Raw genomic sequence first — 12,935 nt, forward strand, 5'->3', positions numbered from 1 at the left:
AATTGGTGGAGTCTGGCCTTTTTTGAAACTGGTTTTCATCTTCCATATTTTCCAGCGCCATTTCATAACTATTCTGGCATCACCACTGGAATCCCCCATCTAATTCCGAGAGGCTATTTAGTTCATTACCACCCTGATTTATGTCATTAGTACAAGCACATTCACTCATTGGTTCATAAGATATCCTATATTATTTAAAGGAGTGATCTTATGGCTGCGACAGTTAAATGTGTATTGCTTCAAATTGCTAGATTATCTGTAAAATTGGCAAAAGACGTACAATTCAGAAAGAAATTTGAAGGTATAATTGACGACACACAAACAGGCACAAACAAAAGAGTTCTGCAAATGAGAGCGCTGTTAAGATCAGCTGGTTTCAAATCCCCAAATCGGGTACGAATATTTAATGATCTTGGAGAAACGCCAAAGGTAGTCATCTTTTATGATGCAATAGACGCCAAATTACAATCAAGTGTCACTCTTTCCTTTACTTTTCAATTGAATCCAGGACCATAATGATTATAATACTTTTTCATGCCCCTGCCCTTTATTCACCCAGTTTACCACTTTTCTGGGTATGCCGATATATGGTAAATAAGGTCTATTACTATTAAAAGAACCGACTTGTCTATTCATTCTAGACACGCCGGTTCCCTTTATTTGCTATACGATTAGGCCAGTGTAAGCCGATCATTTTTGTCGAAGATCGTAATCCGACAGTTTAAGTCTGGGAAGAAGAGATCGTCCCCATGCTTTGATTGACAATAAGGAGGATGCGTTTATGTCTCAAGAAAATAATCCCCAGAAAAAACCAAGTCCTGGCAACAACAAAGATTCAGAGGCAGCTGAATCAAAGAAAAATAAAAAATAAAATGCAGCACTAAAAACTGACATCTACAATGTCAGTTTTTTGATTTTAAAGTTGTTTAATCAAGTCTTATCTGGCTGAACTGTCTGGCCATAAATTCGCTAACAAATTTGATTTGTTGAAGTAGTTTGTTGGGTGTATGTATAAATAAATGATCAGTAACAAAATATATCCTTGTTTAAAAAACCAATAGTGAAGGAGTATAAAAATGAAAAAAGTATTATTTATAATTGGTTTCGTTGGATGTTTAACGATGTTCTCAAATGCACCAGTATCTGCTGAGAATATGGATCGTACAACCACATCCAACACTAGCGATTACAGAGCGTATGCAACTAATGATGATGATGGTTTTGATTGGGGATGGCTTGGGCTTTTAGGATTACTTGGTTTAGCTGGCGCAAGAAATCGAGCTCGTGATCGTGACCGTGCATAGATTTTTATTTGATAAAACCTAGAAGCACACCTCTTAGAATAGCAATTGGAAAAAAGTCTTTTTCCGATGAATGCTAATTTTAAGACATATTAAACATGTCAAATTTGATAAAAAAGGAGCATTTTAAAATGGGAATTTTAAGCGGTAATCCAAAGGATGAACCAATGCACTACGGAGAAATCTTTAGTGTATGGCAAGCTTCCACTATGGCCAAAGGTGTTGTATCCTGCTACCAAGCATATTTAAACCATTCTGGAGACAAAGATCTTAAAAAAACATTAGAAGCTCTTCTAGATCAAGCAAAGCTTGAAATTAATGAATTAGATGTATTGCTTACTAATAACGGAATTGCTTCTGCTCCTATGTTGCCTGACAGACCCTCAGTAAAGCTTGAAGATATTCCTGCAGGCGCCCGTTTCACTGATCCTGAAATTGCCGCCAAAATTGCCTCTGATGTTGCAATAGGCATAGTTGCTTGCAGTCAAGTTATTGGTCAATCCATTAGAGAAGATATCGGTGCTTTATTTGCAAAATACCATGTCTCAAAAACAGCTTTAGGCTTAAAAATACTTGAGATGAGTAAAGAAAAGGGATGGGTTATTCCTCCGCCTTTACAAATCAAAAGGCCTGAAACTGCTAACGTCTAAATGAATGAGGGTGTCCCAAAAGCCATAGGCTTTAGGGGCACCCCTCTTTCTAATTAGCAATCATTTTACAACCCAGAAAAGCGCACAAATACATTTTGGATACAAAAAATTAAGTTGGATATATTATTTTAAAATTAAAAATTAAACAAATCTTAGGAGGTCAATATCAATTGATTAAAGAAATAATATCCAAACCAAAGCAACCTATTATTTGTAAAAATTGTATATGGGGTAATTGGGACGGTCTACGGCAATTTTGTTCTAAACAAAATTGTATTAAAAGTTTGAAATAGTTAAAGGTTATTCAAAGGTAACAATACATATTGTTTCACTCCCTGATGTTGCATTTCAAGTTAATTCGATATACTGCATTTCTTTTGTATTATGCGACTTATAAAATTCCAAATAAATGTCCTGAATATATTTTCAATTCTAAGGAAGAATAAACATAAAAAAACACATTAACTAGGAGGAACAAAAATTGAATCAATTTCAACCAAACAACCAAAATTCCCAACAACTCGCTCAAGCAGAACAACTTATTCAACAATTGGTAAATCAAACTCAACAAGCATCAGGTCAATATCAACAGTTATTAAATCAAGAGCTAAATAACGCGAAACTTCTTGAGCAAATCGCTCAACATGAGCAACAAGCTGCACAAATTATTCAAACAGCCTTACAAGGACACCAAACGGCACTGCAACAAATACAACAAATCTCCAATATTTGCAATCAAATTTCACATTCACAAACAACTAGCTCACAGGAAAATGCCTTTTCAAGCATGAATAATCAGCAACCTTTTGGAGTAAATCACAATTCACATTAATTATATGTTCTTTGTATTTTCATGCGAAGAATGTATAGAAAGAGGTAGATATGTACTTCTATAAAGAAGACTTAATCAACAACATTGTAGTGGACAAACCTGATCCAGCAGCTGCCAAGGTTTTACAAGAAACGCTTGGCGGACAATTTGGCGAAATGCGAACGATGATGCAGTACTTTTTTCAGAGCAGCAATTTCCGCGGCAATGCTACACAATATCGTGATTTAATCCGTGGTGTGTTTCTCGAGGAAATAAGCCATGTTGAACTGGTTCAACATACAATCAACCAATTATTGAACGGGTCTGGAGAAGAACTTCCTGGCAACGCCGGCATTGACTCCGCCCCGCTTGATGAAGCCGTTAAACTTGCAAATCCTCATCACTATATCGTTGGTGCCCAAAGCTCCTTGCCTGTCGATGCTGCGGGTAATCCGTGGCTGGGCAATTACGTGTATAATCACGGTAATTTAATTAGTGATTTATTGGATAATGTGGTGCTTGAGTCTACTGGCGTTTTACAAAAATCAAGGATTTATGAGATGAGTTCAAATAAGACGTTCCGGGAAACATTAGCCTTTCTAATGGTGCGTGACAATGCGCATCAGAATGCATTTGCTAAGGCTCTTGAAACGCTTGGCGTCGATTGGGGAAATTTGTTTCCTGTTCCAAATTACGATATTAACAAATACCCGGAATGCCGCAAATATGTTGAGCTCGGTTATCATAACGCTCAATTTAATTTTCGTTTGGATCCGACGCGAATCGGAGAAATATTTAGCGGACAAACACCTAGCCGAAACAATGGCGACTTGGAAGTTGTACCGCCTCCCGAAGGTTTTCCATTACCAATTTTACCCGAATTACCGAGTGAACATAGTCCTGGGCTTTACGATATGAACGCATGAATTAATTTACAAGAAATGAACCATCTCTTCACACCTTTAGGCAACATACATAAAACCCTGTATTGCTCGTATCCAGGGTTTTATTTTTTTAACCTAGATCACTTTCACATACTTTTCACTTATCGTTATCGAAATTATCTTTTTACCCTGCAGGCATTCTACCCCCTAAAGGAATCGGAGGATACAGTCGTGAACATGGAAACGATTTTCACTCATTAGTATCTCCTCCAGTATGCCTCGCTAAGAACCCATCCAGAATCTCTGTCATTGGCCTGTTTTCCAATGGTCCTTTCAGCTCGTTCCTAACCAGAAGCAAAGCAGCTGCAGGAGGCATTTGGATCGTCCGTAGCGCTTCGATCAGAGTATTCTCTTCATCACTCAGTCGTTTTATGTATTGCAACTCTATCGGTTCAGGTGTTATCACGAGTTTCACTCTCTTTCAGGGGGGCTGTCTCCTCGAAGCAAACGGCGTCAAATACTAAATTACCCTGTTTGTTTGTCAAAAGCTTACGAGGAAGTGCTGCCACACTTACTCATTACCCAATAGAAGGCGGCATGTATCTTCAGTATTGTCAAATTTGGTCGCTATTAACCAAGGCGGACGTTGAAGAATTGTTTGATTACCTTGTGAGAAAATAAGAGCCAGCTTATTTCTGATTGAGAGCCAGATAGGTGCTTAGCAAGCTTGACAAGTAGTCCTATCATTCGATACTCAGCTTCAGAACAATATGCAGTATCAAGTAGGGATCGGATATCCTTGGGGTTTATGTATATACAAGTGTCCGCCACGAATGGTTTAATGAAAGCACATCAGAATGGCAAAATGGAAACGCCAGCACAGTCTTAACATATGATTATTAATTAATTTTGATCTCCTGATCGCTAGGTCAGGAGATCTCTTTTACTAAGGGGTGAATTAAATGAAACAGGTGATTTTGGGGTCCATCTTAAGCTTATCCGGCATCATTCTTTACGGTATGTTTCTAATTGCAGCCAGTATCTATTCTGGGTATGGAGAATTTAACACCAGAGATTTTGGTCAACAAATGGTTGGATCATTCCCAGTTGTATTAGCAGTAATACTTTTTTTTTTCAGGTCTAGTGATTTCGATAATTGGTCTACGAAAGGATATAGTTAATTTTGTAATTTCTTTAGGGCTGACTAATTCGGGGTAATACCAGCGTAGTTGATCCCGGTACTAGCGTTTATCTAAATTTATTCATAGCTACTGCTATGTCTTGTCCTTGAAAATTAGGATGAATACACATTTCATTTACAAAGAACTCAACATTTTCATTGAATTGCGATCAGACCTACAAACCCTGGCGTGCTTACATAATCCAATAAATATTCTCTTGCTTTATGATCCAGCCATCGATCATTTCATGGTTCTCTATTAAAAAAATTCGCAAAATAATTTTGTGTATTTGTCCAGTTCATAAACATCAAATCGTCTAACCACTCAAAAACATCCAATAGTTTTGATTTATTATTCATACCCTTGTACATAAAAATCCATAGAACATGATATTCTTGAAATCATTGTATTTATCCTACCTATTCGATTAGTGAAGGACTCCAAAAAAAAACCTCCCCACAGCATCGCTTCGCTGTAGAGAGGCTTCCCTCTAATAAAATATCTTCTCATCCCGCTTTTCCTTCAAAATCTCCACCGCTTCACGGAACCGCAGCGAATGCACAATCTCCCGCTCCCGGAGGAACTTCAAGCTGTCCTGAAGATCGACGTCATCCGTCAGGTCAATAAGCCACTGGTATGTAGCCCGCGCCTTCTCCTCTGCCGCAATATCCTCATACAGATCCGCAATCGGATCGCCTTTCGCTTGGATGTAGGCAGCTGTCCATGGCACGCCTGCTGCATTCTCATAGAACAAGGCGCTGTCGTGTGCAACATAATGAGCGCCGAGTCCCGCTGCCTTCAATTGCTCGGGCGTTGCGTCTTTCGTCAGCTTGTAGATCATGGTGGCAATCATCTCGAGATGCGCAAATTCCTCAGTACCTATGTCCGTAAGCAGTCCGATTACTTTATCCGGTATCGTGTAACGCTGGTTTAAATAACGCAGCGCCGCTGCGAGCTCTCCGTCGGCACCGCCATACTGCTCCATGAGGAACTTGGCCATCAAAGGATCGCATTTGCTTACGCGTACTGGATACTGCAATTTTTTCTCATACACCCACATGCACGGTTGCCTCCTCAAAAATAGGTGTTAGCCAAATCCGTTCTTTAGACCTGCCACGGCCAGGGAGCGTCATTCCATGACCAAGGCGTACCGGATAAGCTTTGGCCAAAGTTTTTCAAGGGACCATATTTTGATTCATAACGATGAGCGATTTGCTGCCTTAACTGTGCATATTGATTGTATTGCTGTATCGCACTCGCATCCGTCGGATGCGTATCCAAATATAAATTCAACTCCACCAAAACAAAATCAACTGCCTGCAGTTCGTGCAGCAGCTTGTAATATTCCTCGTTCAATACGATGCTCACTGTTAGTCCCCCTCTTCATCTCTGACGTTTTTCGAACCATAAGGACTGTATAACGCTGGCCAGAGTGTTCCATACCTCAAGGCTTCGAAGGGATTGAACTGCGGCAAATTAGGGGGCTGGAAGGAAATAAACAATTGCGGCGGCGTGCTGTAGCTTTTTACTCGTATTGGCGGGCATGGATCAAGCGGACTGACAAAGGGTTTATAATAACGAACCTGATCATTCACTTTCACATGGATGTCTCCTCTCGCAATATTCTTCAGATCAATATATGCAAGAATACTTGCCCAACATTACAGCAAGTTTCTCAAATGCAATTGCAGTTGTACCGGTACAGATACTTCTTTTTTGTATACTTATTTGAGCTTCACAAGGCACATGTCAAGCATAAATCCTGGCAGACGATAGATATTTTTGCAGGGAAGCCTGTTGCTATTGATTATCATGAATCGATTCAACTCATTTTAAATGGCCGAAGCGGATATTGTTTTCACCTAAATGGTGCGTTCAGCCTCCTTCTCCGCTCGTTAGGCTACAAGGTGAACTTGCACCGGGCAGGCGTTCAGCCAATAGGCACCGAGCCCCGCATTAACGGCTTTCACTTAGGGCTGACGGTTACCTTAACGAATGACCAGCTAGAGGACGAGATCTGGATTATTGATGTTGGACTAGGCGATATGCCCCTTGAGCCTCTTCCCCTGCTTGCAGGTATATCCTCGGAATCCCCGTGGCATAATTTGTTTATTGTTAGACATCGGCATGAGACAGGCAGCAATGAGCTGCGCGGTTGCATTTGGATTAAACGGGAGTTGAATGAAATTGTGAAAACAGAGATCACAAATAAAGCACAATGGCTTGATGTTTTAGCGATTCAATTTGGCGAGCTGCTCGTTAGCTATACTGAGCAGGAAAGAGATGAGCTATGGCAGAAGGTACAGCTGGCTCATAAGCAATGGAAATTATCTAAAGCGAATCAACCTAGCTAATCATGATATGAAAAACAGGCGTTTGCATACGATGCAGAAGCCTGTTTTTTTCTATTGCATCGATCCATCTACTTTTTCATCTTATTATGCTGAGCGACCTATTCCCTGCAAAGCCGATTTATGAACGCCATTAACTCAGGAAGGAAATGAGTCTATTTCCATCCCTAATAGTAGGAAGTTCGCCTCTTATTGCCCTATTTTTAAAAAGGTATGCTATCAACAAATAAGGAAATGTTTTCAAATACTTCGCAATAACATTCTGCTTGAAGAGGTGATTGAGTTGAAGTTTAGCCAAAAAATCGTCGTAGCCACACTCGCTTTTACAATGACGGCATCCCTATTCAGCGGTCTGACATTCAGCGGCAAATCCATTATGAACGATACGCTGGGATTCGCACAAACGGCAAACGCAGCCGAAGCAGCTCCAAAAGCAAATTTACAGAAGCTATTCAGTATTCATAACGCCTTAACAAAAGGCGATGCTGTCGATGTTCAGGCTGTGAAGGATTTACGTGTGGAGCTAGCTGCGCTGGATGAGACGGCAGATGAATCGCTCATTGATCCGGTATGGAACAAGATTAAGCTCAAGCTTCCGGCTTACGTTGATCAAGCGAAGCTGAAGACGAACCTTTTCCGATTCGTGAAAGCGATTCGCCTCTACCTATTAGATCCCGTGGAGAGCGATTTGGAACAAATTCGCAATGATTCGGAATTCCGAGCAGCGCTTCAGACCATTTCGGCTGCAGCTGGCCTGCCTAGTCTGACGTTAGAGGATTTTCTTATACTCTTGCTTGGCGACGGCGGCATCCGCCCAGGGTTCGAGGGTACTTTCCGCGAAACGCTGCGTAACAAATCGCCATATGAGCTGGCAGAGCTGATCAATGACATGCAGAAATCGAAAGATTTTCTCTCTCAAGAAATGACAAAAGTGCTAGGACTAGCGGATAAGTATCAGGTTAGCAGAGTGCTGCGCAATCTTGGCGTGAAGGCGCAGGATGTAATCGATATGCAGCATAATTTCGAAACGAGGCTTCAGAAGGATGATGCATCGTTTGCTGCAATAGCCATCGCCTATATGCGCTCGGATACGGTGATACATTGGTCCACTTCTCATTTTCCCGATGATCCTCCAACGTATCGTTACACTTTAAATATATTTGGTGCCTACGTTACTCATTATGACGACCTGCTTCCGATTGAAATGTCGAAAATATCAGAGAGTCCAGATCTTTATGTAACCTCCTTTAAATCGACATACATCGGACTTGCCACTCTACTGAACAATGCTAGAAGTGCTACGGCCGTTGTTCATGTTAAGCTGCTCCATCCCTTCGGCGGACCGGAGAAGGTCATCTTGGAGAAAGAGATACGACATGCGCATCCTATTTCCGAGTTTCCAAAGGAACCCTATTTCGAGAAAATCAACAGGCTGCATGAGTCGTTAAGTACGGCAGCTCCGGCGGACGTTCAAGAGATACAAGCCTTTTATGACGAGTTAAAGGCGCTGGACGTTAATGCGGATCACACCTTGATTGACCCGATATGGAATAAAATTGAACGGTTTCTGCCAGCTAGCGTCGACAAACAAAGAAACAAGCTGGCACTGTTTCAAATGTTGAAGGAAGCTGGCCAGTTAGCCTATTATGACGATTCCATTGATCTGGAAGCTTTCTTTACGAATGCGGAATACGATGGAGCACTATTTAACTACCTCTCAACAGTCCAAACCAACCTTTATGCGGAAGATCTCATGATTTTCCTGCATGGCGACGGTGCTGCGAGAAAAGGGGTACAAGGTACGATGATGGAGCTGCTTGCCAACCTGAGTCCGCAGGAGCAAATCTCGCTTCTGTTCAACCAAGAGAAGCGTGAAGCGCTGCTATACTCGGCGATAAATACTGTCTTAAGTCAAACAGATGATCGCTACTATAGATTCAGTCCTGCATTCCAGAAGCTGGGCGTTACAGCGGACGATATGATGGCAGTCGTTAACCAATTTCAAAATAAGCTAGAACACGACCAAAACGCGATCACTACAATACTGCTCGCCTATCTTCGAACGCATTCGGTAGAGCAGGTGACGGTAAGCCCAGACGGTCGCCAGCATGACTATACGTTATCTACGCTAGGCAAAGAGGTACCGAATTCCCTGCTCGTTTGGTCCAAAGCTTCTGGCAGCGACGCTGTGACCGTATCACCCGAGGGCTCCGTTATGCTTTCCAAGCCTAAAATGGAAGGTACCGCTGTTATTCAGGCTAAAGCGCTGAACCCTATCGACGAATCGGAGAAAATCATTTTCCAGAAAGAAGTGACATTAAAGGCTGCAGACACCGGTAGCTCCATTCCGCAAGCCCTGCTCGACCGGATACAGAAGCTGCATGAGGCGATAGCTTCTGGTAATGCGGATGAGATTGACGCTATTCGCAATCTGCAAGAGGAGATTGCCGGTCTAAATGACGAGGACCATCTGGAGCTAATCGATCCCATATGGAACAAGATAAAAGCGAAGCTGCCCGTTTCCTCTGACGAGGCGAAGCTTAAGAGCAGTCTGTTCGGTATGCTGAAGGCGATCAGCTCCTTCCGATACGATCCGCAGCTGTCCGAGCTCGAAGCCATTGCAGCAAATGAGCAATATCAGGAGCTGCTCAGCGCGCTTGCTGCTGCCGGAGGAGAATCGAATGTAAGCATTGAAGACTTCCTCCTCTTTCTCTTCGGTGATGGCGGCGAAATCAAAGGGCTTGAGGGAACGATCAAAGCCGTACTCGCTGACAAAGAAACGAATGAGCTATCTGCTTTGCTAATTAATCATTATGCCATGAATGAGGTATTAAACGAGGCTCTTGATGAAGTATTGAATCAAAAGGAAACTTACGCGCTAAGCGCAGCTTTAGCTAACCTTGGCATCACGCCTGCGGATGTGTGGTCTACCGTCCTGAATTTTCAGGAGACGCTAAAGAATGACGAACCGGCATTATACGTCCAGATCGCTGCCTATATCCGGGCTGAAGCGGTGGAAACGGTGAAGATTACTGCCAATGGAAGAAAGCATCATTACTCGCTTAAAGCTTTCGGGTTCGACCTTCCGTCAATGCCATTTATAATTTGGAAGCAAATATCCGGCAGCGAGCAAGTTATCGTAAATCCAAATGGAACCGTATCGCTTCCGAATGAAGAGTCAAGCGGCACGGTCGTTATTGGAGCGTATCTCATGAATTTTTTTGGCAAGAGCGATCACCTGATTTTCCAAAAAGAAGTAACGCTCGTTAATGGAAAAGGCTCTGATGATCCCCAATAAGTCTTCACTATAAAGAAGGCGAGCCCTCTTCCCTTAATGGGAGGAAGGCTCGCTGTTATGTAATGACCTATTAATCCCGGACCCAGCCCTCCTCGATTTCCAGCTCGCGAATAACCTTTGCGGGACTTCCTCCTGCCAGCACGTTGCCGGGAACATCCTTGTTGACGGTGCTCTTCGCCGCGATAACCGAATTATCTCCGATCGAGACGCCGGGAAGAATGGTGCAGTCGGCACCAATCCACACATTGTTGCCTATCGTAATTTTTTTGCTAAGCTCGCCATTATCGGCACTATCCATACGATGGTAATTGCTATCAAAAATACTCGTTCTTGGACCTATTTTAACATAGTCGCCAATGATGATTTGTTTATTAGCTGCGATTCCGACGCCTGCATTAATGTAGACATGATCTCCAATCGTTAGGTTCGCGCCCTTGGTGCTCGTAATTTGAACAGCCCACGGATGTCCCACAATGGAAAGGTTTCTGCCAACCTGAATGTCACCCATTCGGTTCACGAACACTTTTCCGCGCAGCTTTGGAGCCGATTTCCCGAATTTGTAGAGGCCTTTAAGCTTGTACATGACGTTATTAAATCTCAAATAAAAAACCTCCACTTCTAATAAGTTCGCTTTTCGAATATTATAACAGATAATTAATCGTAATTTCGTATTATATTATTCAAAATGAATAATTAACAATAATAAAAAAAGCGGATAGTCAATAAATTGACCACCCGATTTATTCATTACTATATTTACACCGCGTACTCCCATACCTGCAAAGCCGCACCTATCATTCCGCATAAATTGCCGCGATAGGCTGCTTCAATCCGCACGCCCTCCACCATCGACGGCATCGACCGTAAAATAACTTCCTTCCTTATCCCAGCAAATAACGGATCGCCTGCCTCGGCAACACCACCGCCAATAACGATCAATTTTGGATTAAACATGTGGATGAGGGAAGCGATTGCGGAGCCAAGCGCTGCCATCGTTTCCTCCATCAGCTCTACGGCAAGCGGATCACCAGCCAGCCACCTTGCAATTACTTCTCGTGAATCTACGTTGTAGTTCAGATCGCCACTCAATAAGAGCCTCTCTGCCATGCGGTCGGCAATGCTTGTTCCTGATGCATATTGCTCCAAGCAGCCCTTTCCCCCGCATAGGCAGGGACGACCATTAAAATCGACAGACAGGTGACCGAGCTCGCCGCCTCCGCCCCATGAGCCATGAACAAGGCGACCGTCGACAACGATCGCTCCGCCTACGCCGGTGCCGAGTGCTAGACATAGAAAATGATCCACGCCTTGCGCTGCTCCAAGGTACTTTTCCGTTAGCGCAAGCACATTTACGTCGTTATCTACGATTGTCGGCAGTAGAAACTGCTGCTGAATGATGCTTCTCAGCGCAGTTCCAGCATAATTGGGTATAATCTCGGATGCCGATCGGATGCTGCCCTTTGCCCAATCGACTTGTCCTGCGCTTCCAATGCCAATGCCTTTGAACTCGATTGCTGGCAGCTTCACCTTCACCTCTGCCATCAATTCATGAACAGCTTGCTTCACGCGATCAACCGTCTTCGCTTGCCCAGCCATCGTACTGAGGCTTAACGTATGCAGGATAACTCCTTCCGCGCTTACGACTCCGGTATTTATTTTTGTGCCCCCAATATCCACGCCTATTGCGTATTCTGTTTGGGGATCGAACAATTGCAAGTCCACTCGCTCTCCCCCTTAACTCTACTTTGTACGCAATGCGCTGACATAACGAGCCGTAATCAGCTGCGGCCTTGTGATGGCACTGCCCACAACGACATAAGCTGCTCCGGTCTTCATCGCTTTCGCAGCATCCTCCGGCGTCCATATCCGTCCCTCTGCAACGACCGGAATGCTAACTGACTTGCATAATTGCTCCAGCAATTCAAAATCCGGCGCTTCCTGCTGCGTACTGTATGGCGTATAGCCCGAAAGGGTCGTACCAATGAAATCAGCACCCAGCTCCACAGCTGCGAGCCCTTCCTCCAGCGTAGAAATGTCTGCCATTACAGCAGCACCTTGCTCATGCGCATAATCAATCAACGCTTTTACGGTTTCCAAGCGACCTTCTCGATTCGTAACATCAAGAGCAACGATATCCGCTTTGGCATCTACAATAGCCTTTACTTCCTCCAGCGTCGGAGTTATGAAGATAGCCGAGCCCGGAATATCCCGCTTAATAAGCCCGATTACGGGCACATCCACTTCCTGCTTGATCGCAACGATATCCGGAACACCGTTCGTTCGAATCCCGATGGCTCCGGCGCTCACTGCTGCCCTTGCCATTTTTGCCATCGCATCGCCGCCGTGAAGCGGCTCGTGCTCAAGCGCCTGACAGGAAACAATTAGTCCTTTCATAGGAAAAATGTCATTCAATCGAGTCATATTGGCTGATTCCCTTTCCTTCCGAGAAATTCTATATT

14 protein-coding genes are annotated in these 12,935 nt (G+C 43.4%); 8 read left to right on the plus strand and 6 right to left on the minus strand.

Going from position 1 to position 12,935, the window contains the following annotated elements:
• The first annotated feature begins 210 nt into the window (after positions 1 to 210).
• From AC1TPC_RS13790 to AC1TPC_RS13815, 6 genes are all read left to right on the plus strand, one after another.
• Positions 211 to 516 carry a hypothetical protein gene (locus tag AC1TPC_RS13790; RefSeq protein ID WP_482067408.1) on the plus strand — a complete coding sequence of 102 codons (306 nt, stop codon included), beginning with the start codon at positions 211 to 213 and terminating at the stop codon, positions 514 to 516.
• A gap of 560 nt (positions 517 to 1,076) precedes the next feature.
• Positions 1,077 to 1,304, plus strand: coding sequence for a WGxxGxxG family protein (locus AC1TPC_RS13795; protein ID WP_482067409.1), 228 nt, complete (start codon positions 1,077 to 1,079; stop codon positions 1,302 to 1,304).
• 128 nt (positions 1,305 to 1,432) lie between these two features.
• Positions 1,433 to 1,951: a DUF3231 family protein gene (locus AC1TPC_RS13800; protein ID WP_482067410.1), complete on the plus strand. Its 519-nt coding sequence runs from the start codon at positions 1,433 to 1,435 to the stop codon at positions 1,949 to 1,951.
• Between the two features lie 481 nt (positions 1,952 to 2,432).
• The gene (locus tag AC1TPC_RS13805) at positions 2,433 to 2,783 is read left to right on the plus strand and encodes an AMP-dependent synthetase and ligase (protein WP_482067411.1); all 351 of its coding nucleotides are present in this window, start codon (positions 2,433 to 2,435) and stop codon (positions 2,781 to 2,783) included.
• 50 nt (positions 2,784 to 2,833) lie between these two features.
• Positions 2,834 to 3,688: a manganese catalase family protein gene (locus tag AC1TPC_RS13810; protein WP_482067412.1), complete on the plus strand. Its 855-nt coding sequence runs from the start codon at positions 2,834 to 2,836 to the stop codon at positions 3,686 to 3,688.
• 920 nt (positions 3,689 to 4,608) lie between these two features.
• Positions 4,609 to 4,827 (plus strand): hypothetical protein, encoded by a 219-nt coding sequence (locus AC1TPC_RS13815; protein WP_482067413.1) that lies wholly within the window; start codon positions 4,609 to 4,611, stop codon positions 4,825 to 4,827.
• A gap of 490 nt (positions 4,828 to 5,317) precedes the next feature.
• Here AC1TPC_RS13815 and AC1TPC_RS13820 read toward each other — a convergent pair whose 3' ends face one another.
• The 3 genes from AC1TPC_RS13820 to AC1TPC_RS13830 are packed head-to-tail and all read right to left on the minus strand — an operon-like array spanning position 5,318 to position 6,422.
• On the minus strand, positions 5,318 to 5,887 hold the full coding sequence (locus AC1TPC_RS13820; protein WP_482067414.1) for a manganese catalase family protein: 570 nt from the start codon (positions 5,885 to 5,887) through the stop codon (positions 5,318 to 5,320).
• Positions 5,888 to 5,931: 44 nt separating this feature from the next.
• Positions 5,932 to 6,195, minus strand: coding sequence for a spore coat protein CotJB (locus tag AC1TPC_RS13825; RefSeq protein WP_482067415.1), 264 nt, complete (start codon positions 6,193 to 6,195; stop codon positions 5,932 to 5,934).
• Between the two features lie 2 nt (positions 6,196 to 6,197).
• On the minus strand, positions 6,198 to 6,422 hold the full coding sequence (locus tag AC1TPC_RS13830) for a spore coat associated protein CotJA (protein ID WP_482067526.1): 225 nt from the start codon (positions 6,420 to 6,422) through the stop codon (positions 6,198 to 6,200).
• Positions 6,423 to 6,506: 84 nt separating this feature from the next.
• Here AC1TPC_RS13830 and AC1TPC_RS13835 point away from each other — a divergent pair, with 84 nt between their 5' ends.
• Entirely contained in the window at positions 6,507 to 7,181 is a 675-nt protein-coding gene (locus AC1TPC_RS13835) for an arylamine N-acetyltransferase family protein (RefSeq protein ID WP_482067416.1), read from the plus strand.
• Between the two features lie 280 nt (positions 7,182 to 7,461).
• Positions 7,462 to 10,476, plus strand: coding sequence for a hypothetical protein (locus AC1TPC_RS13840; RefSeq protein WP_482067417.1), 3,015 nt, complete (start codon positions 7,462 to 7,464; stop codon positions 10,474 to 10,476).
• A 70-nt stretch (positions 10,477 to 10,546) separates the two neighbouring features.
• Here AC1TPC_RS13840 and AC1TPC_RS13845 read toward each other — a convergent pair whose 3' ends face one another.
• From AC1TPC_RS13845 to AC1TPC_RS13855, 3 genes are all read right to left on the minus strand, one after another.
• Positions 10,547 to 11,077, minus strand: a complete 531-nt coding sequence (locus AC1TPC_RS13845; protein WP_482067418.1) for an acyltransferase — start codon at positions 11,075 to 11,077, stop codon at positions 10,547 to 10,549.
• A 155-nt stretch (positions 11,078 to 11,232) separates the two neighbouring features.
• Positions 11,233 to 12,198, minus strand: coding sequence for an ROK family protein (locus AC1TPC_RS13850; RefSeq protein WP_482067419.1), 966 nt, complete (start codon positions 12,196 to 12,198; stop codon positions 11,233 to 11,235).
• An 18-nt stretch (positions 12,199 to 12,216) separates the two neighbouring features.
• On the minus strand, positions 12,217 to 12,897 hold the full coding sequence (locus AC1TPC_RS13855) for an N-acetylmannosamine-6-phosphate 2-epimerase (RefSeq protein WP_482067420.1): 681 nt from the start codon (positions 12,895 to 12,897) through the stop codon (positions 12,217 to 12,219).
• Positions 12,898 to 12,935: the final 38 nt, after the last annotated feature.

The organism is Paenibacillus sp. Y280, assembly GCF_056786335.1.